At 63.3% G+C, this 19,524-nt stretch carries 18 protein-coding genes; 9 read left to right on the forward strand and 9 right to left on the reverse strand.

The features are described 5' to 3' along the window. Positions 1-10 precede the first annotated feature (10 nt). Both P2T57_RS14400 and P2T57_RS14405 read right to left on the reverse strand, forming a co-directional pair. Positions 11-592, reverse strand: a complete 582-nt coding sequence (locus P2T57_RS14400; protein ID WP_276299908.1) for a GNAT family N-acetyltransferase — start codon at positions 590-592, stop codon at positions 11-13. Positions 593-740: 148 nt separating this feature from the next. Further along, on the reverse strand, positions 741-1,559 hold the full coding sequence (locus tag P2T57_RS14405; RefSeq protein WP_276299909.1) for a DUF4097 family beta strand repeat-containing protein: 819 nt from the start codon (positions 1,557-1,559) through the stop codon (positions 741-743). Positions 1,560-1,710: 151 nt separating this feature from the next. Here P2T57_RS14405 and P2T57_RS14410 point away from each other — a divergent pair, with 151 nt between their 5' ends. Beyond that, on the forward strand, positions 1,711-2,976 hold the full coding sequence (locus tag P2T57_RS14410; RefSeq protein WP_276299910.1) for an LLM class flavin-dependent oxidoreductase: 1,266 nt from the start codon (positions 1,711-1,713) through the stop codon (positions 2,974-2,976). A gap of 20 nt (positions 2,977-2,996) precedes the next feature. On the opposite strand, the gene P2T57_RS14415 is transcribed toward P2T57_RS14410, so the two are convergent. Then, positions 2,997-3,194 (reverse strand): heavy-metal-associated domain-containing protein, encoded by a 198-nt coding sequence (locus P2T57_RS14415; RefSeq protein WP_276299911.1) that lies wholly within the window; start codon positions 3,192-3,194, stop codon positions 2,997-2,999. 209 nt (positions 3,195-3,403) lie between these two features. Here P2T57_RS14415 and P2T57_RS14420 point away from each other — a divergent pair, with 209 nt between their 5' ends. Together P2T57_RS14420 and P2T57_RS14425 are read left to right on the forward strand one after the other, a co-directional pair. Continuing rightward, on the forward strand, positions 3,404-4,081 hold the full coding sequence (locus P2T57_RS14420) for a DUF4396 domain-containing protein (protein WP_276299912.1): 678 nt from the start codon (positions 3,404-3,406) through the stop codon (positions 4,079-4,081). A gap of 68 nt (positions 4,082-4,149) precedes the next feature. Beyond that, positions 4,150-4,494, forward strand: coding sequence for a four-helix bundle copper-binding protein (locus tag P2T57_RS14425; protein ID WP_276299913.1), 345 nt, complete (start codon positions 4,150-4,152; stop codon positions 4,492-4,494). On the opposite strand, the gene P2T57_RS14430 is transcribed toward P2T57_RS14425, so the two are convergent. Continuing rightward, a complete protein-coding gene (locus tag P2T57_RS14430; RefSeq protein ID WP_276299914.1) occupies positions 4,491-4,781 on the reverse strand; it encodes a DUF8152 family protein in 291 nt (96 codons plus the stop codon). The two genes, P2T57_RS14425 and P2T57_RS14430, sit on opposite strands and share 4 nt — an antisense overlap. Positions 4,782-4,839: 58 nt before the next feature. Here P2T57_RS14430 and P2T57_RS14435 point away from each other — a divergent pair, with 58 nt between their 5' ends. After that, complete coding sequence (locus P2T57_RS14435) at positions 4,840-5,301, forward strand: hypothetical protein (RefSeq protein ID WP_276299915.1); 462 nt, start codon at positions 4,840-4,842, stop codon at positions 5,299-5,301. Here the strand turns inward: P2T57_RS14435 and thiD are convergent. Continuing rightward, the gene (thiD, locus tag P2T57_RS14440; RefSeq protein WP_276299916.1) at positions 5,298-6,686 is read right to left on the reverse strand and encodes a bifunctional hydroxymethylpyrimidine kinase/phosphomethylpyrimidine kinase; all 1,389 of its coding nucleotides are present in this window, start codon (positions 6,684-6,686) and stop codon (positions 5,298-5,300) included. The two genes, P2T57_RS14435 and thiD, sit on opposite strands and share 4 nt — an antisense overlap. 122 nt (positions 6,687-6,808) lie before the next feature. On the opposite strand from thiD, the gene P2T57_RS14445 reads away from it, so the two are divergent. Then, a complete protein-coding gene (locus P2T57_RS14445; protein ID WP_276299917.1) occupies positions 6,809-7,777 on the forward strand; it encodes an NOG1 family protein in 969 nt (322 codons plus the stop codon). Between the two features lie 956 nt (positions 7,778-8,733). Here the strand turns inward: P2T57_RS14445 and P2T57_RS14450 are convergent. The 3 genes from P2T57_RS14450 to P2T57_RS14460 all read right to left on the reverse strand — a co-directional run bounded on the left by P2T57_RS14450 (position 8,734) and on the right by P2T57_RS14460 (position 12,274). After that, the gene (locus P2T57_RS14450) at positions 8,734-10,041 is read right to left on the reverse strand and encodes a TIGR00341 family protein (protein WP_276299918.1); all 1,308 of its coding nucleotides are present in this window, start codon (positions 10,039-10,041) and stop codon (positions 8,734-8,736) included. Positions 10,042-10,115: 74 nt separating this feature from the next. Further along, entirely contained in the window at positions 10,116-10,889 is a 774-nt protein-coding gene (locus tag P2T57_RS14455; RefSeq protein ID WP_276299919.1) for an SIMPL domain-containing protein, read from the reverse strand. A 17-nt stretch (positions 10,890-10,906) separates the two neighbouring features. Beyond that, positions 10,907-12,274 (reverse strand): TIGR00341 family protein, encoded by a 1,368-nt coding sequence (locus tag P2T57_RS14460; RefSeq protein ID WP_276299920.1) that lies wholly within the window; start codon positions 12,272-12,274, stop codon positions 10,907-10,909. A gap of 135 nt (positions 12,275-12,409) precedes the next feature. Here P2T57_RS14460 and engB point away from each other — a divergent pair, with 135 nt between their 5' ends. Further along, complete coding sequence (engB, locus tag P2T57_RS14465) at positions 12,410-13,030, forward strand: GTP-binding protein EngB (RefSeq protein ID WP_276299921.1); 621 nt, start codon at positions 12,410-12,412, stop codon at positions 13,028-13,030. Between the two features lie 575 nt (positions 13,031-13,605). Beyond that, on the forward strand, positions 13,606-14,709 hold the full coding sequence (locus P2T57_RS14470) for an NAD(P)/FAD-dependent oxidoreductase (RefSeq protein ID WP_276299922.1): 1,104 nt from the start codon (positions 13,606-13,608) through the stop codon (positions 14,707-14,709). Between the two features lie 117 nt (positions 14,710-14,826). On the opposite strand, the gene ddh is transcribed toward P2T57_RS14470, so the two are convergent. Beyond that, on the reverse strand, positions 14,827-15,756 hold the full coding sequence (ddh, locus tag P2T57_RS14475) for a D-2-hydroxyacid dehydrogenase (RefSeq protein WP_276299923.1): 930 nt from the start codon (positions 15,754-15,756) through the stop codon (positions 14,827-14,829). Positions 15,757-16,145: 389 nt separating this feature from the next. On the opposite strand from ddh, the gene P2T57_RS14480 reads away from it, so the two are divergent. Both P2T57_RS14480 and P2T57_RS14485 read left to right on the forward strand, forming a co-directional pair. After that, positions 16,146-16,310, forward strand: a complete 165-nt coding sequence (locus P2T57_RS14480; RefSeq protein WP_276299924.1) for a hypothetical protein — start codon at positions 16,146-16,148, stop codon at positions 16,308-16,310. 39 nt (positions 16,311-16,349) lie between these two features. Continuing rightward, positions 16,350-19,487 (forward strand): type 2 lanthipeptide synthetase LanM family protein, encoded by a 3,138-nt coding sequence (locus tag P2T57_RS14485; RefSeq protein WP_276299925.1) that lies wholly within the window; start codon positions 16,350-16,352, stop codon positions 19,485-19,487. Positions 19,488-19,524: the final 37 nt, after the last annotated feature.

The raw sequence follows: 19,524 nt of genomic DNA on the forward strand, positions 1-19,524 counted from the left end.
AAGGTCCTCCTCAGTCGAGACCGGTGATGTGGAGCATCGTCTCCAGACCTTCCCACTCGGATTTGAGCAGGCCGAACTGGACCTGATCGACGCGCTCGCCGTCAACGGTGTACAGCTCTCGCTTCCCGCCCTCGGGCTTGAAGAAGTGTCCGAACGCCTCGTTCCCTTCGATGAGTGCCTCGTTGGCCTCGGCGGTCTTGAACGTCAGTCGATGGAGACCCAGTTGTTCGAAGGCGTGGGCGACGACGTGAAGCGTCGCGTCCGTGGCGTATCGGTTGCGCTGAGCCTTGGGAAGCACCCAGAAGCCGATGTCGGCGTCGCCGTGGGTCCAGTCGATGGGATACACCTGAATATAGCCGACAGGTTCACCGGCGAACTCGCCTTCTTTCGGAACCATCAGTAGATTGACGCTGTCGGAGTCGCTATCGACAGCCTCGAAGTACTGTTCGGTTTCGACCCCGTTCAGTGGAGTGTCCGTGATGAACTTCCGTAGCTCCGGGTGGTTCCGACCCCGCTGGAGGAACTCTATGTCCTCTTTCTCGACCGTTCGAAGTTCGAGGAGTTCTCCTTCGATGAATACTGCTCCGGGCATTAATTATCAACCATCTTTGTGATTTAGAAATAATATAAATAAAACTTTCTATGTATCGTAGAATTGAACGTACAACGTTTGGAACAGTAACGACTCGGCCGACGCCGAGTAATTCCACAAAGAGTGATTGCCTGCTATCGGTCGCTCCTCAGTCCGAAAGTGAGCGGAGGTCGATACTTCCGTTAGTCGTCTCGAACGTGAGTTTGGAGTTTCCGTCACCGAGCGACCCGTGAATACTCGTCTGCGACGAATCCACCGACGAGAGTTCTAAGTCGTGTAGTTCGATAGTTCCGCTCGTCGTAGACGCGAATACTTCGGCGTCGAGACTACTCGCCACTGCCGCGTCGATGCTCCCGTTAGCAGTCGTGACTGTCGTATTGCCGGGTATCGACGGTACGTCGAGGGCTATCGACCCGTCGAGCGTCTTCGCTCCGGCGAGACCATCCACTGCTCGGGCAGTTACCGTTCCGCTTTTCGTGGTTAGTGAGACCGTTCCGCTTACCTCCTCGGCGGTCAGGCTTCCGTTCTCACTTCGGAGTTCCGCGTCGCCCGTGACTTGGGTGACTTCGACCGACCCGTTTCTCGTCCGTACCATTCCGACCTGAACCGCTTTCGGACATTGGACGGTGTACTCGACGCTTGGTTCTGGTTGGTCGCCGATGTCGCCGTAGGTAGTTTCTAATTCGAGCGTTCCGTTAGTCCGGGTATCGGCTATGGAGACTGCCTGCACTGCCTCTGAGGAGTTACCGCTGATTTCGACATCGACTTCGACAGTATCTCCGTCGTGTCCCTCGACTGTCACTGACCCGTTCCGGTTACGAATCGCCAATCGAGTTCCGGATTCGACATCGTAGCTCAGACTGTCACTGCGTCGTTCGCTTCCAAAACTCAGTTTCGAGGAGGTGCATCCCGAAAGAAGCCCGACGACGCTGGCCCCGACACCGCCGAAAAATACTCTCCTATTCATGGTAGAACCAACACCCATTCAAGTAAAGAATTTTACTGTATGTCGATTTCACGTCGGAGGTGGAACTGCCCCATCGCCACCCATCTAACAGCTTTTTGTAATTACATAAAATACAATAAGTTTTAGTATCCATAACTAGAATAAAGTAACAATGGTCCAAATAGGGTTCTCTGACGAAGGAACCTCTAACTTCTCCTTCAAAAAGTTGCAGAACGGTTACGTGGTCCCGGACGTGTCGGTCGCGGAGTTGCGGCGACGCCACCGACAGCAGATACGGGAACAGGTCGAGGTAGCGGTGACGGCCGAACGCCTCGGATACGACTATGCGGTGCATCCAGAACACCACTTTCCGCTCTCGGGACCGCTGTCGCCCAACCCCGTGTTGACCCAGACTGCGATTGCACAACAGACCGAGGACATTCGGTTGTTACAGATGGCCAACATCCTGCCGTGGCAGGACCCGGTTCGACTGGCCGAACAGGTTGCTATGCTCGATATTTTGAGCGACGGCCGAGCAGAAGTGGGCGTCGGACGTGGCTCGAAAGGAGTCGAAGCCGCGACGCTCGGACAGTACTGGGGCGGGTCGGTCCAGAACGAGACCCAGAACCGACAGTCCTTCGAGGAGAAACTCGACATCATTCTCGCCGCGTGGACCGACGATTTCGTCGCTCACGAGGGGCGTTTTCACTCGGTGCCGCCGAAGTACACCCAGTGGGACAACGACCTCGAACGTCTCTTTCTCGACGGTGCGTCGGACCACGACCCCGAGGAGTACTTCGACGACGACGCCGGGACGACCACGCTGGACTCGCTGTTCGTCTCGCCGGATACTCAGCAACGACCCCACCCGCAACTCTGGAAGCCCGCGGTGTCGCCCGGTTCGATGGAGTGGGCGGCCCGTCGTGGCATCAACGCCTGCACCTTCTGTACGATGTTCGACAACGTGAGCGAACGAATCGAAACCTACTACGAGGCGGCCGAAGACGCCGGGTGGCCCGACCACCGCCCGGATTACGACGGGACGCCGTTCAAGTTCGGTTGGGACGCCGACCGTGGCCGAGGAGTCGCCGCCATCTTCGAGGTGTTCAACACCGAAGTTGCGACGGACGAGGCGACCGAACACTGGAAACTCGGTCAAGAGTTCCAGCAGAGTTTGAGCAAAGCCACGAGTCCCCCCAAGAAAGCCGAGCGTATCGAAATCGACGCCGAGTCACTTATCGAGCAGTACGACGCGCCCATCGTGGGCGACACCGACGAGATACTCGATGCAGTCGCCCAGTTCGCCGAAACCTGCGACTACGAGGACCTCATTCTCATCCCGGCGTTCAATATCGCGGGGATGACGCGCGAAGAACACGAAGTGCAACTCCAGTCGTTCGCCGACGACATTGTTCCGTACTTCGAGGACGAGAGCTAAGCCACGCTCGTCCGCCGAGATTACGCCTTGGGCGTGTACCCGGCGTCCTCGATGGTCGTCACGATGTCCTCCTCCGAGGCGTCGCCTTCGACGGTCACGCTGTCGGACTCGTTGTCGGCCTCGGCGTCTTCGACGCCCGGCAGGTCGCGCAGGGCGTTCTCGACGTTCTCCTCACAGCCGCCACAGCTCATGCCTTCGACGGTAATCTCTTTCGCCATGTTCGTTCGTAGGGGAGCGTCCTTTTTCCGACTTTCCACTTAGATTCCCGGCGGTGATGCCGGGGTTCGACTTCGAAACTAAAGCGCATCTTCGGCGAGCGGTCGTCCCGATTCCGGTGGCGCGTCGTTCTTTCCGGCGACGCCGCCCGGCGCGGCGAAATTGCGGACTAGCCAAAATACCGTAAAACCTCACGGTCCTACGTTCCCGCATGGGAATCCAGCAGACGCTACAGAACGTCCTGACGAATCCGACGTTTCTGGTCGCGTGGGGGATTGTGGTCGCTGTCTCGCTCGGCGTCCTCGTCTGGGACCTCTGGCGGAACAACGCCAAGCTAAAGAGCCTCATGAAGTTCGTCTGGGGCTTCACGGTACTGTACTCCGGTCCGCTGGGCCTCGCGGGCTACTGGTACTCCGGACGGACCCAAATCGACCACGACTCGCTGTGGCGCAAGGCCTTCCGGTCGGTCAGCCACTGCTACTCGGGGTGTGGCACCGGCGAGGTGCTGGGCTTCTCGGTCGCGGTCGGTCTGTTGGCGTTCAAGACGACCGGAACCATCGTCCTCACCTTCGCGCTGGCGTACTTCTTCGGCTACCTGCTGACGGTCGGTCCGCTGATGCAGGAGGGCGTCGGCCTGACGGAAGCCCTCTGGGACGCCTTCTACTCCGAAACGGCGAGCATCACCGTGATGGAAATCGTCGCTATCAGCACCGACATCTGGCTCGCAGGCGAGGCCGGAATCGGAGACGTGCTGTTCTGGTCCGCCCTCGTGTTCTCGCTCACGATGGGTCTGCTGGCGGCGTATCCGGTCAACCTTCTCCTCATCCAGTTCGGGGTCAAGGAGGGAATGATGAACCCCGCCAAGATGGGGTCGGAGATGGGGGCCTGAGTCTGACCGCGACAGGAACCTGACACGGCCACAACCGGTTTTCCGATGGTCGTCGTGTTCCCTCTGCGATGGCACTCTCAGAACTCGACCTGAGTGACACCGAGGAGAACTGCTTGGACAACTGCCTCGAAGCAGTACAGGCCTGTGAGTGGTGCGCCGACCAGTGCCTCGACGAGGACATGGACATGTCCAAGTGCATCCGACTCTGCCGGGACGTGGCAGACCTCGCCAGCGACCACGCCCGGTTCATGGCGCGCAGTTCCAACTACAGCGACGAACTCGCCGAGGCCACCGCCGGGGCGGCCGAGGAGTGCGCCGAGGAGTGTCGCCGCCACGACCACGACCACTGTCAGGTCTGCGCCGACGTGGTGGAGGCCTGCGCCGAGTCCTGCCGCGAGATGATGCAGGCTTAGAGGTGCGCCTCTATTTCTTCGACCAGTTCACGGGCCGAGGCGACGTGTTCGTCCGCAGTTTCGTCGCCGGTCTCCTCGACATTCGACAGCAACATCCGGACCTGTCCGACACGCTTCTCGACCACCGCATCGGGAACGTCTTGCCCGACTGCATCCCCGGCGACCGCCTCGGCCTCGCCGAGCCATTGACTCGCGCGGGCCTCGACCGGTCGCTCTGCGGTCGCTTCGAGTTCGGCGTGCAGGTCGGCCACGAGGTTTGAGAGGTCGGGGTCCTCCGAATCGGTCATGCTCTGACTTCGACCCGAACCCGCAAGGATAATGCGGTCGAAGCGAGCGCCAGACAGTATGAGCGACGACCACGCCGAGGAGGACCACGACCACGGACTGCCACCCGAGGACCTCCAGTACCCCGAGTTCGTCTTCGAGGAGGGCGAAATCGCCGACGATGGGGGCTTCGACCTCCAAACCGACCTCGACCGCGAGGAGTTACGCGAGTGGGTCGAGGACCTCGCCGGGGGCCTCGCCAGCCACGACATCGCAGTCGAATCGCCCGAGGGCTACGTCACGCTCGGGGTCGCTCCCGAGGGCGCAGAGATGTCCTTCGACCCCGACGACGAGGGCGTCGGCGACTTCGAGGTCACGCTTCAGATGCGGGCCAAGGCGATGTTCGTCGCCGACGACCCGGAGGGCGAGAAGGTCGGCGCGCGCGGTGGCAAGGGGTTCGTCCCCATCGAGGCCCTGACCGGCGAAGCCGACAGCGACGAGTTCCGGTGTTATAACTGGATAGACGACCCGACGGACCCTTAGAGCGCGTCCAACAACGCCAACACTCGCTCGACCAACTCGTCCCCACTCTCTGCCGTCAGTTTCACTATCGCCTCCTTGCCGACCTCGCCGCGGTCCAGTACTGCGACCGGCGTGCCTTCGACCGACTCGAACGCCTGTCGCGCGCCCCACTGCATCGTAGAGCCTTCCTGCGCTTTCACGTCGTCAGGCTCCGCACCTCTGTCGTACTCCGCGACCGGCCAGTCCAGCGACTCCAGCGCGGACTCCACGTCCGAGTCGAACCGACAATTCGCGGCGAATCGCAGGTCGGGGTCGAACTCGCGGCACGACAGCAGGAAGCGCGCGACGTGACTCGACGCACCGAAGCGGACGCCCCGGTTGGGTTTGACGCCCGAGAAGGTTCGGGTGATTCGGCCCTCGACCGCGGCGGTTTCGCCGGTCTCCTCGGCGTAGGGGGTCGCGCCGACGACGTTCATCCCCACCTCCGGCACGAGGCCGGACACGTCCTCGGCCGCGAATTTCTGGACGACTTCGCGGACCTCCTCGGCAGTGGGTTCGCGGGCTTGGCGGTTCCGAATCCCGGCAGAGTGGTGGACTGCGCCCGGTCCCTCGCCGACGTCGAGGTGGTACCGGACCGCGCGCTCCATGAACGCCGCGCTCGCTTCGACCGCATTATTTAGATTGTACCCCCGCGAGAGGAGCGCCGCGATGGCGGCCGAGAGCGCGCATCCCGACCCGTGGGTGGCCTCGGTCTCGACGCGCGGGTGCCGGAAGGTTCGGGCCTCGGATTCAGTCACCAGCACGTCCTGTACCGCATCGCCGGGGACGTGCCCGCCCTTCAGGAGGGCGGCGTCCGCGCCCATCGCCAGCAACTCCTCGCCCGCTGTGATGGCGGTCTCTTTGCTGTCGATTTCGACGCCGGTCAGGACCTCCGCCTCGTCGGCGTTTGGCGTCACGAGCGCGGCCTCGGCGAGTAAGTCCTCGTAAGCCTTCTCGGCCGCGGGTTCGAGGAGACGGTCGCCCGACGCGGCGACCATCACGGGGTCCACGACGACCGGGAAGTCGGCCTCCCCAGCGCGGTCGGCAACGGTCCGGACGATTTCCGCGGTGGCGAGCATCCCGGTTTTGGCGGCGCGCACGTCGAAGTCGTCGGTCACGGCGTCGATTTGGGCTGACACTTCCTCGGCGGGGAGGACGTGCGTGGACTCGACTCCGCTGGTGTTCTGGGCAGTCACGGCCGTCACGGCGCTGGTTCCGAACGCGCCGTGGGCCTCGATGGTCTTGCAGTCGGCTTGGACGCCCGCGCCGCCGCCCGAATCGCTCCCCGCGACGGTGAGCGCGACGGGTTTCTCGACAGGTGCCGGTATTCGGGTCTGCGTGGTTGTCGGTCGGCTTTCGTCGCTCATTTATCCAGTGGTAAAACAGAGTGGTACTTAGAGATAGGTGGTCGGAACGCGGCGAGTCGAGTCCCACTGCTCTCAGCCTCGTATGGACGCCCTTTTAAGCCCGCGAGACCGTATCTATCCCTATGATTTTCGAGAACCTGCCGACGACACCAACGTCGGAGGAACTCATCGACAAGGCCTTCTCGCGGTCTGCGCGGGCCGGACGCGCCAAGAGCGGCGCAGAGGCCCAGCAGTCGATGCTCCAGACGGCGTCGAACATCCTGAGCGACAACATGCAGAACGTCGCGGCGGAGTGGCCCGACTTCGACGAGGTTCACCCCTTCTACTACGAACTTGCCGACGCTATCGTGGACGTGGACGAACTGCGCCAGAGCCTGTCCGAAATCCAGTGGGCCAGTCGAAAGACCCACAGCATCGGCCGGGAGTATCAGGGCAAACTGACCGGCGACGCCGACGCGGACCGCAAGATTCGCAAGCAGGGCTTCGCCCGCCTCGCCGACATCGTGGAGGAGGTCTCCGACGACCTGAATCGCGTGGGCCAAGCCCACCAAGACCTGCGGCGACTCCCCGAAATCGACCCCGACGAACCGACCATCGTGGTCGCGGGCTACCCCAACGTGGGGAAGTCCTCGTTCGTCAACGAGGTCACGAACGCCCGGAACGAAATCGCGGAGTACCCCTTCACGACCAAGGGCGTCCGTGTGGGCCACTTCGACCACCAGCGCATTCGCTACCAAATCGTGGACACGCCCGGTCTGCTGGACCGCCCCGAGGACGAGCGCAACGACATCGAGAATCAGGCGGTCTCGGCGCTGACCCACCTCGCGGACGCCATCCTGTTCGTCGTGGACGCCAGCGGTTACTGCGGCTACCCGCTGGAGGACCAGCTAGAACTTCGGGACGCCCTCGCCGAGCGGTTCGCCGACGTGCCGGTGCTGACGGTCTGCAACAAGTCGGACCTCTCGACCGACGTGGAGGCCGACGCCTACATGAGCGTCGAAAACGACGAGAACGTGGACGAAGTGCTGGATACGGCGGTCGAGGCGGTGGGGTACGAACCCGAACTGCCGTTCGACGACGAACAAAACTAACGATAGCACATCCGACACTGGAACTGGCCTTCACTCCTCCCAAATTCGCAACTTTCTCACAATAATACCCTCTTTGAAATATTTAAAATAGGCCTTTGAGAGCCTCTCTAGCGTATCATCTACTGATTTTAACCCACCGTAAAGCTTACTTATGTAACAGCGTTACATTGGAATGGACAACGAGAGTGTTTGCTGGGTTGTCCAAGGGTGAGTACCATATAACATAACCCAACCGGAAACAGTCGCCTTACCACCGACTGTCCGACGAATGAACGACCGATTTACCACCGGTCGTGATGACGGTTGGCGTCCATCCTTTTGAACTCGCCAAACCGGGAGACGTAGATTTCTAGACAGAAATGGACTTTCTCACTCACGTACAGAAAAATTACACAGTTTGAGAGTTGTGCCGCTCACGAGAGCGGTGCCGCCACGCCCTACTTCGCTTTCGCGTCTTTCGAGCGGTCGGCTTGTCTCGAACGGGTGTGCGCTACCACGAAGCCGAGTACCAAGCTCGACCCGCAGATGGTCACGCCAGCAACGGCAACCCAACGGTTACCGTTCTGAAGACCCGTCCTTATCAACTCTGCTCCGACGATGACTCCCATACCAAGGGAGCCGGATTGAAGATTGGCGTCCATTGTCCTTCTCGAAAACACGAGGGTTACCAAGCCCCGTGCGCCTCCGTTGTTAGGAGACTCGCGCCAGCAGGACATCGATAGGCGACTCTCTCGTCGGATAGCTACGCCGAGAGACCTTCTCCTAAACGCTATCAGTTCGTTTTCATTCACGAGATTAAAATAGTCCGTCAGGACGCGAGGACAGTCCCCACACCTTTAGAGATTTTATCACAATAAGTGCAGAAACGTTAATTATTGTGGCGAGAATACATATGTCTTCTTTAGCCGTTTTACTACTATTATTACAATTAGAGGAGATGATTTCGTGTGGAGAGACTATTCCTTACCCTCTCTTGTTCTATCACTTGCTGTCGAGTTCGCAACTTGGTAGTCTACGAAATGAACCCGGACCGACGGGTTCTGGGCCGTCGCGGCGTCGATTCGATTTTGAAGCCGGGTCGCCAGATTCGGATACTCACGGCTCGAAGTCCGACTGATGGTGACGGTGACGGTTTCGGACTCGAACCGACTGCCGGTGAATCCGTACTGGGTGTTGGTCCCGACGTAGGTCAGATTCGCGTACTCCGAGTTGTCGAGGACCGAGCTGACCTCCTGATTGACGGTCTGCTGATACGTGACCTGCTGGTAGGTGGCGAATCCCGCCCATCCGACGACGAGGAGGACGGCGATTGCGAACACCGCGAGACTGGCGGCCTCTCGGCGGTCCTCGAACGCCCAGAGTTTCCGGTCGAACCCGTCGGGTCGGTAGCCCAGATACCAGAGCGTGACGAACGCCGAGACGTTGATGGAGACGACCGAGATGAGCAACAGGACCAGCGACCCGATTGCGATGACGGGGAACCCCCAAATCGTGGCGATGCCGGTGGTCGCGGCGGCCGGAATCAGCGCCGCGGCAATCATGACGCCGATGAGCGAGGTCGGTCCCTTGGTCGTCACGCCGAACGCCGAGGCGCTCCCCGCGGCCAGTCCGACCGCGACGGTGAGTAGACTCGGCGCGACGCGAGAGCTAATCTGGGCGAGTGCGGTAATCTGCAACTGCGGGACGAACGAGAACGATTTGAGCAGGTAGCCGAACGCGATAGAACTCACGACTGCGACCGCCAGACCGATGGCCTGCAACTGGATGCTGTCGTACAGCATCTCCCGGTCGCCCGTCACCGCACCGACGCTCGCGGTGAGGACCGGTCCGACCATCGGCGCGATGACCATCGACCCGACAACGACCGCGGCCGAATCCACCAGCAGTCCGGCGGTGGCGATGATGGCGCTGAGGAAAATCATCCAGACGAACGAGAACCGGTCGCGGGCCATGTCGCGGGTCTTCGACCGGAGTTCCTTCCGGGTCAGCGGGTCGAAGTCGTCGGCGTATCGGTTCTCCAGCGTCTCCATCGTCGGCGTCGAAGCCGTCTCGGCGTTGCCCATGACGGTGTAGTTTTCCTCCTCGACGCCCGCTTCCCGGAGCGCGTTCATCACGTCGCCCACGCCGTCGCTCGGAACCGGGAACTCTAACAGCACGTCGTCCTCGCTGTCTTCGAGGACCACGTACTCGATATCTCGCTCGACCAGCGCGCGGACGACCGGCCCGCGTCGCTCGTCGGCGACGAGGAGATGGACTAAGCGCACGTGTCATCCACGGTATTGCGATGGAAAAGGGTTCAGGCCCGGTTCGGGGCGCGAACGGGAGTGTTCTGCGAGTTCTACCCCGTCGCGTTGTACGTCACCTGAACCTGCGCGGTGACGGTGACGGGACCCGACTCGATGCTGGTCCCGGCCTGCCCCGCGGCGTCGGCAGTCAGCGCCTCGGCTCTGACGGGGCTGAAACTCACGTCGCCGGTCGAGGCGGTGTGGACGCCCACGACGGTCAGATTCGCGCTCTCGGCGATGACTTCGGCGTCGCCTCTGGCGTTCTCCATCGCGTCCCGGAGGGCGTCGGCCCGGACCTCGCGTCTGCGCTCGTCCGACAGCGTGAGTTCGACGTTATCGACTTGATTGGCTCCATTCGACACTGCCACGTCGATGATAGCTCCCGCCCGACTCGCGTTCGACAGCGTTATCTCGAAAGCGTGAACGCCCTGAAACCCGACGGGCCTTCGGTCGCCGTCCACCTCGCGGTACTCTTGATCGATGGCGTACCGAACCGTCCGAATCTGGTCGTCGGCGATGCCCGCGCTCCGGAGGGCCTCGCGCATCTGGCTGGCGTTCCGGGCGAGTTGCTCGCGGACCGCGTTGGCGTCGTCTCCGCGGGCGAGGACCGCGACCCGGAGGACTGCTTGGTCGGGTTCGGCCTCGGCCCGCCCGGACGCCGAGACGCTGATGGTCTTGCCGCCCCGGTCCGACTGCTCGCCGGGTTGTTCAGTCGCTGTACCTTGTGCTTTCGCGCTCGCGTCGGTGGCCGCTGGGAAACTGCCGGCGCAACCGGCCGTGACCAACAGGAGCGCAACCCCCACTACTGCGAGTAGTCCCCTCGACATCAAACACGGCTACGACGCTATCCGACAAAAAGTTCTGCATGACTGAAATCCCGGTTTGAGTTACTGGTCGCCGGGGCGGTCCGCGAGTCGATGCTCTCGTACTCGACGTACCTGACCTGCACGGTGACCGAGTGGTCGGCGTTCCGGCGGATGCGTCTGGTCACCCGGTCGGCGAGGTCCGGGTACTCCTCGCCGGGCGGGCGTCCGACGGTGACGACGACCGTCTGGGACTGGTCGAACGGGAGACCGCCTGCCTGCTCGAAGGTCATATCGAACAGTTTGGCGTTCTCGTAGGGGGTTCCCTGCTGGCCGACGAGTTCCGTAACTTGGTCGTGGGCCTCGTTCTGGAACTGGGCGTTCTGGATGGTGGTGAAGGTCACGCCGCCGAGGAACACCGAGAGGACAGCGATGGAGACCACGAGGACCGCGGCGCGCTTGAACAGCGCCGACCGAGTTTTGCTGAGGTGGAACCAGTTTTTCGGCCCGTAGTCGAGATACCAGAGGACGACCAGTCCCGCGAGGTTGATGGAGAGGATGTTGACCAACACGAGGACCAGCGAACTCACCGCCGCGATTGGCTGTTGCCACGCGATTGCGATGCCGACCGCCGCGGCGGGCGGGACGAGCGCCGCCGCAATCATGACGCCCACGATAGCGACCGAGACGCCCGAGGCGAGGCTCAACACCCCCGCCGCACCCGCCCCGAGTGCGACCGCCAGCGAGAGGAAGTCGGGGGTCAGTCTCCCGCTGACCTGCGAGATGGTCAGGATGTCGGTCCCCGGCGGCACGAGGAAGCCGTACCGTACCCCGATGGAGAACAGGGTGGCCGAGGCGATAGCCGCGAACCCGCCGATGAACTGGTATTTGACTCCTCTGCGGAACAGTTGGGCGTCGCCGAGGACGGTGCCGACGCTCGCCCCCATCGCCGGGCCGATGAGCGGCGCGATGACCATCGACCCGACCACGACCGCCGGGGAGTCCAGTAACATCCCGGCGGTGGCGACCACCGAACTGATGATGGTCATCGCCACGAAGGTCGGGAACTCGGGGGTCATCTCGCGGGCCTCGGTCCGTATCTCCTCGCGGGCGATGGTCTCTGTCTCGCCGTTCTCCTCGGCGAATCGCTTCTCTAGCTCCTCGTACTGGCGGGAGGTGTCGGTCTCCGCGTCGATGATGACCGCGTGTGGGTCCTCGCCGAGGCCGGCGTTCTCCAACTTGTCGAGAATCGGCTGGACCGCCGCGGTCGGCAAGGGAAAGTACGCGATAGCGGTGTACTCACGACCGCTGGTCTCGTCGGTCAGCATGTAATCGACGCCCTCCTCGTCGAGGACGTTCGAGACCAACTCCCGCTTTCCCGCCGGAATCGAAACCTGCACGAGCCGCATATGGATTGCAGAAGGCACGGAAGCGGTAAATAAGCCGCGGCATGGGGACGAACACGGCGGAGCGAACTCCTCGGGGGTCTGGGGCCGATTTCACAGAACCGCACCCGTTAAACCCCGTCGCGGGCTACTACGGGTATGTTCGAGAGTCGCCCGGACCGCGACGCCGAGGTCATCTTCGTCGGCCGGTCGAACGTCGGCAAGTCCACGCTGATGCGCGAGATTACGGGTCACACCTTCGACACCGGAGGGAAACCCGGCGTCACGCGCTCGCCCAACCACTACGACTGGACCAGCGAGGACTTCGTGCTGTCGGACCTGCCGGGGTTCGGCTTCATGTCCGGCGTGCCCGAGGAGCAACGCGAACAAATCAAGACCGACATCGTGCGCTACATCGAGGAGAACGCCGACAAGATTCTGGTCGGAGTACTCGTGGTGGACGGCAAGAGCGCGGTGGACATCATCGACCGCCACTCGGGCGAGGACGAGGTGCCCTACGACGTGGAGATGTTCTACTTCCTCCGGGACGTGGGCATTCCAACCGTCGTCGCGGTCAACAAGATGGACAAGGTGGACGACGAGGACGAGCGTCTGGACGAGTTGGCCGACCGGTTGGGCCTGCACCCGCCGTGGAAGCAGTGGCAGGACACGATTGCGCCGATTAGCGCCAAGCGCGGGAACATCGATGCGCTGAACGAGGCCGTGAAGGACCACCTGCATGAGGCCAAGCGGGACGACCTGTTCAAGTTCTTCTCCTAGGCGTCTGTTCTGTTTTCGGAATCGGGTTTGATTTTGAGAATTGAGACGGTCGTTCTAGGTCTCGACGCCTTGTCGGAGGCTACAGAAGTGACGAAGCGGCCGGGACGAAGTCGAGGTAGAAAGCTCACGACCGGTCGCTACACTTCGAGAGAAGTCGAAGAAGCGACGGAACAACCGCGATGAAGCCGAGGTAGAAAGCCCACGGCCGGTCGCGGTCGCTGTGCAGGATATTCGCGGCTCTCAGCACCGCCCGCCGCGAATAGGGCCTGCACAGACGACTGAAGTGAACGCGACCGGCCGTGCCCTTTCATCCGACCACCGCTCCGCACCGCAACCGCGGGCCACACCCTCCCCAACCGATTGCGTTGCTCGGTCTCCGCTTCGCTCCGACCTGCGCTACTCATCCCTCGCACGACGATGGCGCGGCACGAGGCCGCGCCAGCGCGCGCCGTTCATGGAATTAATATTATTTCCTAAAGACAACAAAAGTTATTTCTAAAACAATTATATCTATCTCCATTACTCCCCAAATTCTGGCCCCAAGCCCGAACACCCTCCCGCTCGTAGTCCCTACGATGGCTCAGACTCCGGCCTACGAGGTCGTCGTCGTCGGTGGCGGACCCGCGGGACGCACCACGGCGCTCTACGCGACCCGTCTCGGCCACCGGACCGCGCTGGTCAACCGCGAGGGCGGGCGCTACGAGTCGGTCTCGTTCGTTCACAACCTCATCGGCGTCTCCGAGGAGACCTCGGGACGCGACGTGACCGACCTCGCAATCGACCAGTTGGAGGAGTACGGCGCGGACTACTATCAGGACGACGTGCGCGCCGTCGAGGCGGTCGAGCGCGAGGCCGACGCCCCGGAGTTCGAGAACGAGAGCGAGGACACCCGGTTTCGCGTCGAGGGCGAGAACGTCGCCCTCCAGTCCGACCGCGTGGTGTTCGCCACCGGGTTCACCGACACGCCGCCGAACGTCCGGGGTCTCCGGCAGTTCACCGGCCGGGGCCTCCACTACTGTCTCCACTGCGACGCCTACACCCTCGGCGACGACCCCGTGTTCGTCCTCGGCCACGACGACCACGCCGGCCGGATGGCGATGATGCTCTTGAACTTCACCGACGAGGTGGACCTCCTGCTGAACGACGAGGACCCGGCGTGGAGCGACGACGTGGCCGAGCAGGTCGAATCCCATCCGGTCTCGGTCGTCCCGGACCGCGTGGACCATGCTTTCGCCGACGAGGACCCAGACCACGGCGGCGAGGCCGACGACTGGCTCGGCGGCTTGGAGTTCGCCGACGGCCACACCAGAGAGTACGGCGGCGGGTTCGCGGTCTATGGCAAGGAGTTCAACACCGAACTCGCCGCCGAACTGGGGTGCGACCTCCGTGACGACGGTGCCATCGCGGTGGACGACGACCGCGAGACCAGCGTCGATGGGGCCTACGCGGTCGGCGACGTGACTCACGGCCAGAACCAGACGCCCATCGCCATCGGCGACGGTGCCTACGCCGGGATTGCGCTCCACAAGGACCTCCGGACTTTCCCGGTCGCCCCCGACGAGTTGGACCGCCTCGCCGACCTCGGCGTGCCCGCGATGCCCGACAACCTCCGGGCGAGGATGTGGCGCGTCCAAGACGCCGACGACCACGCCGGCATGACGCCGCCCGACCGCGGATGACCCGGCCCTATCCGACGCGCGCAGTTCTGCGCGCGTCGGATAGGTCGCGTCAGCGACTGCGAGGCGCGAGAGCTTTCGAGGCAGTCGCGTTAGTTTCGGCTCTCTAGATACGACTCCTCACACCACTCGATTCACCATCTCCTCGCCACTCTCCACCCGCGAAACGTTCGTCCGAACCAACTCCGCGATGTGCCGGAAGTAATCGCGCTCGGCCGCGGCGCGATGAGGAGTCACGAGGACTTCCTCCATCTCCCAGAGCGGCGAGTCCTCGGGCAGGGGTTCTTCCTCGAACACGTCGAGACCAGCGCCCGCGAGTTCCCCCTCGCGGAGCGCCGTGACCAGTTCGTCCTCTACCACGACTGACCCGCGGGCAACGTTGACGAGATAGGCGTCGTCGCGCATGGCGGCGAACTCCTCGGCACCGACTAGCTCCTCGGTTTCGTCGGTCAGCGGAACCGCCAGCGCGACGAATCGAGCGTCGGCGACGGCCTCGTGGAGTTCGTCGGGCGTGTAGACTTCGCGGGTGTGAGGCGTCTTCTCGCCCGAGCGCCGGACGCCGACGACCTCCATCCCCAGCGCGTCGGCGCGCTCGGCGATGCCGCGACCGAGGGTGCCCAGACCGACGACACAGAGGCCCTCGCCGTCGAGGGTGAAGGGTTCGTCCCACGCGGGGTGGCTCCACTCGCGGTCCGATTGAGCGCGGACGTAGGTGTGGAGTCTCCGGGCGAACGACAGCATCAGGCCCACCGCGAACTCGCCGACGCTGGTGTCGTGGATGCCCGTGCTGTTGGTCAGCGCGACGCCGGCCTCCTCGAAGGCATCGAGCGGGAAGCGGTCGTAGCCCGCCTGAATCGAGTGAATCCAGTCGAGGCCGGCGTCCAGCGCGTCCTCGGAGTGAGCGAAGGTGACGAGCGCGTCGCAGTCGCCGAGTTCGTCGTCGCCGACCACCGGGACGGCAAGGCCGGTGTCGGACAGCGCGTCGCGGAGTCGCTCGGGCGGGAAGACGGCACTCACGGACTCGTGGATGCCGAGACGCTGAATACGCATGGGAATTTCTGCGGCGCGAGCGAGGTTGTATCTTCGGGTCGGGGAAAACGACCGACTCGGCGGAGTGACTTACACCCGTCCTTGAGAATCCTCTATCTTTTCCAAACGATTCTATATCTGTGTTTAAAGCAGATTACTCTGTCTCCTCGTCGGGGTTCGTCGCCGAATGGTGGCTCGGTGGAAATCCCTCGTCACAAGGGGCTCGGTGGGGGTAACTGCTCGTCATGGCCACCGAGTGCAGATAGAGCGGTCGGGGTGAAAAGCGTCACGCAGTGGGAATCCGGAGGAGAACCGACCGCGAGGTGACGAGGACTCACTCGACCCGAATACATTTAAACACTATCATTAGTGCAAACATTTAACATACACTCTAATAATATAAAGTACGCATGTCGGTTGCACTACCATCCAGCTCGGAAGTCGAATCGAACAAGGACGACTACGACGCCGAATTCGACGGCGACGCGACGGTCGCTCGACGCGACGGGAGCGACGACCCGGACTCGTCGGGCCTCTGTGTCGACCGGGAAACGTCCTGCATCTACACCTACTGAGTAAGCCGCCGTGTGCGGCCACGCCGTATATTTTGAATAATGGAGCTTACCGAGACCGAGCGTCGGACAATCGCTGGTCGGGCGCGAACGTTGCACGAACGACTCGAAGGACCGGCGAACGACTCCGGCGGGGAACCCCCAATCGACCCCGACCGAATCCTCGCCGAGTGGCGAGACCGATTTCCCTCTGAAGACGCGTTCCGAGAGCGACTCGACAGGGACGGGTTCACCGAGGAGGCCGTCCGCGAACAGTTGTCGGCGACCGAGTGGCCCGCCGAAGAACCGCTTCCGGCGTGGCTCGGAACCGTCGAGGACCTCCTCGACCACGTGGCGTCGGCCTCGCCCGAGACCGTCAGCGTCGATGTCGAGTCCGAGGAGATACCGTTTTCGGAGCTGTTGGCCGCGCTCGCAGAGTACGCTCGCGGACAGTTGCCCGACGCGGTGGTCCCCGTCGATACGGTGTCGCCGATGTGCGATTGGCTCGTGACCCAACTCAAGGCGGTGTGTCTCCGCCCGCTGTACGTCGAGTTCAAGAGCTTCGTGGAGGCCCACGACCCGGAACTGGTGGACGCCGACCCGGCCGAGTTCTCGGACCCGCCGACCGCACGGTACGAGGCGTTTCTCGACGCGATGTTCGAACTCGGTTTCAAGAACCTCTGTCTGGAGTATCCCGTTCTCGCGCGCCACGCGGCCCAGTTAATCGACCAGTGGGTCGAGGCGGTCGCGGAACTCTTTCGGCGGGTCCGGTCCGACAGCGAGACCCTACGCGAGCGGTTCGGCGTCGATGGCGAGGTAGTGGCGGTCGAACCGCTTGCCGACGACTCGCACGCCAGCGGTCGCGTCCCGGTTCGAGTCTCGTTCGAGTCCGGGGCCGTCGTCTACAAGCCGCGACCGGTCGATGGCGGCGTCACCTTCTATACGATTCTGGGCCGACTCGACGACCATCTCTCGATTTCGCCCATCGAGACGCCGACCTACGTCTCCCGCGACGAGTACGGGTGGATGGAGCAAATCGACTACAGCGACCTGCCCGACGAACCGACCGCGAGCAGGTACTACGAGCGGGCGGGCGCACTGCTCTGTTTGGCCTACGTCCTCAACTTCCCGGACGGGCAACTGGAGAACCTCGTCGTGGACGGCACCGACCCGATGCTCGTGGATTGCGAGACGATATTCCATCCGCACGTCGCTCACACCGAGCGACCGCTCCGAACCGAAATCTCCGCACTGACCGACCGCTCGGTCCTGTTTACCTCGCTCCTGCCGTGGTCGCAGGGCGACCCGCGCGAGGAGGACGACGAAAGCTTCTCGGCGGCCGTCGCGGGGTTCGGAAACGAGAGCGAACGGACCCGGATTCCCTCGCTCACGCAACCGACTATCGAGGCGACGAACACCGACGTGATGTCGGTTCGCCACGAACCGGTCGAGGTCGGCGTACACACCAACACGCCGACCGTCGAGGGGAGCGACCAACCGCCGAGCGAGTACGTGGACGAAATCTGTCGGGGGTTCGACGAGACCTACGAGACGATTCGGAAACTCCACGCTGAGGACCGATTTCTCTCGGCGGTCGTCACGCCCGAGATGGTCGCTGGCGTCGAAAACAGACTGGTGTATCGTTCGACCGTCTGGTACCGGTCGGTCCAACAGTCGGCGGTCGCCCGCAATCCGCTTCGGGACGGCGCTCGACTCTCCGTCGAGTTCGAGGACCTCGCGGTGCCGTTCTTCGACGGTCGGATAGAGACCGACCGGTACTGGCCGCTGTACGGGGCCGAGCGGCGGGCGCTCCGGCGACGCGACATTCCTCGACTCTCGTCGGGTCCCGACCGACGGACGGTCTCTCACGACGGGACGGGCCTCGGTTTCGAGGCCGACACGTCGGGCTACGACCGGTGTCGGCGACGACTCGACGGACTCTCCGCGACCGACAAGCATCGACAGACGTGGCTGATTCGGGAGATTTTCGACGCGAGCGAACCCCGGACGCCGGCCCCGCCCGCCGACGACGCGGACGACGAGGAGTTTCGACGGGCGGCAGTCGAACTGTTCGAGGAGACAATCGAGGCCGGGATAGAGACGGCGGACGGGACGGGTTGGGTGTCGGTCTCGTCGGGGTACTCGGACGTGAGCGTCGTGCCGGCGGACTCCTCGCTCTATTGGGGCCGAGGAGGCATCGCTCTCACGGCGGCGGCGCTACACCGGACGACCGGCCGGGAGCGCTACCGGCGAATCGCCGACGAAGCACTCGCGCCGATAGTCGCCGACACCATCGCCGACGAACTCTCGGTCGGACTCGGCGGGACGAAGGGCGTCGGTGCCGTCGTCTACGCGCTGTCGGTGACTGGGGAACTGCTGGACGAGGAGCGGTATCGAAACGCGGCGTCGAAAGCGGCCCGGACCGTCACCGACGACAGACTCTCCGGAGACGACACCTTCGACGTCATGGAGGGGTCGGCGGGGACCCTGCTGGGACTGCTCGCCCATTACGAGCGAGACGGCGAATCGAGCGTCCTCGACCGGGCGGTGGCCTGCGGCGAGCGACTGCTGGAGGGGCGCGTCGAAGTCGATGGCCACCGCATCTGGAACGCGGGGGACGACGAGGTTCACTTCACGGGGTTCGCCCACGGCACCAGCGGCATCGCCTACTCGCTGGCTCGACTCTCAGCGGCCACCGGCGACTCCCGATTCGCCGACGCGGTGCGGGAGACGCTCGACTTCGAGTCCTCGCTCTACTCGGCGTCGAGGTGCAACTGGCGGCGGTCGGCCGAGGAGGACGAGTATCTCGACCGATGGTGTCACGGGCGGTCCGGGATGGCGCTCGCCCGAATCGGCATCGGCGAGTGTCTGGGCGACGACGCCCTCCGAACCGAGGGGGCCGCCGCGCTCGCCGAAACTGCGACAGGGGACGCGGCGACCATCGACAACCTCTGCTGTGGGAACTTCGGCCGCGTCGAAACGCTCGTCGTGGGCGCACGCCGGGCCGACGGGGACCGCACCGACGCCGTGGAACTCGCCCGGCGGTGTCTCGCTCGCCGGGAGCAGGATGGGGCGTTGTCGCTCCCCGGCCACGCCCGGTCGTTCACCAATCCGACGTTCTTCGACGGGGTTTCCGGGGCGGCCTACGCGCTCCTCCGAGTGGACACGCCCGAGTTGCCCTGCGTGCTTCTGTTCGAGTGACGCGATGCTGTCCGCTCGCGCCCTTCGGCGTTCAACC

It is taken from the genome of Halorussus lipolyticus (assembly GCF_029338375.1).
Taxonomy (GTDB): domain Archaea; phylum Halobacteriota; class Halobacteria; order Halobacteriales; family Haladaptataceae; genus Halorussus; species Halorussus lipolyticus.

Bases quoted from the DNA above. Each gene is read 5' to 3' on its own strand.
- P2T57_RS14400 (WP_276299908.1), bottom strand. From the start codon at position 592: ATGCCCGGAGCAGTATTCATCGAAGGAGAACTCCTCGAACTTCGAACG.
- P2T57_RS14405 (WP_276299909.1), bottom strand. From the start codon at position 1,559: ATGAATAGGAGAGTATTTTTCGGCGGTGTCGGGGCCAGCGTCGTCGGG.
- P2T57_RS14410 (WP_276299910.1), top strand. From the start codon at position 1,711: ATGGTCCAAATAGGGTTCTCTGACGAAGGAACCTCTAACTTCTCCTTC.
- P2T57_RS14415 (WP_276299911.1), bottom strand. From the start codon at position 3,194: ATGGCGAAAGAGATTACCGTCGAAGGCATGAGCTGTGGCGGCTGTGAG.
- P2T57_RS14420 (WP_276299912.1), top strand. From the start codon at position 3,404: ATGGGAATCCAGCAGACGCTACAGAACGTCCTGACGAATCCGACGTTT.
- P2T57_RS14425 (WP_276299913.1), top strand. From the start codon at position 4,150: ATGGCACTCTCAGAACTCGACCTGAGTGACACCGAGGAGAACTGCTTG.
- P2T57_RS14430 (WP_276299914.1), bottom strand. From the start codon at position 4,781: ATGACCGATTCGGAGGACCCCGACCTCTCAAACCTCGTGGCCGACCTG.
- P2T57_RS14435 (WP_276299915.1), top strand. From the start codon at position 4,840: ATGAGCGACGACCACGCCGAGGAGGACCACGACCACGGACTGCCACCC.
- thiD (WP_276299916.1), bottom strand. From the start codon at position 6,686: ATGAGCGACGAAAGCCGACCGACAACCACGCAGACCCGAATACCGGCA.
- P2T57_RS14445 (WP_276299917.1), top strand. From the start codon at position 6,809: ATGATTTTCGAGAACCTGCCGACGACACCAACGTCGGAGGAACTCATC.
- P2T57_RS14455 (WP_276299919.1), bottom strand. From the start codon at position 10,889: ATGTCGAGGGGACTACTCGCAGTAGTGGGGGTTGCGCTCCTGTTGGTC.
- P2T57_RS14460 (WP_276299920.1), bottom strand. From the start codon at position 12,274: ATGCGGCTCGTGCAGGTTTCGATTCCGGCGGGAAAGCGGGAGTTGGTC.
- engB (WP_276299921.1), top strand. From the start codon at position 12,410: ATGTTCGAGAGTCGCCCGGACCGCGACGCCGAGGTCATCTTCGTCGGC.
- P2T57_RS14470 (WP_276299922.1), top strand. From the start codon at position 13,606: ATGGCTCAGACTCCGGCCTACGAGGTCGTCGTCGTCGGTGGCGGACCC.
- ddh (WP_276299923.1), bottom strand. From the start codon at position 15,756: ATGCGTATTCAGCGTCTCGGCATCCACGAGTCCGTGAGTGCCGTCTTC.
- P2T57_RS14480 (WP_276299924.1), top strand. From the start codon at position 16,146: ATGTCGGTTGCACTACCATCCAGCTCGGAAGTCGAATCGAACAAGGAC.
- P2T57_RS14485 (WP_276299925.1), top strand. From the start codon at position 16,350: ATGGAGCTTACCGAGACCGAGCGTCGGACAATCGCTGGTCGGGCGCGA.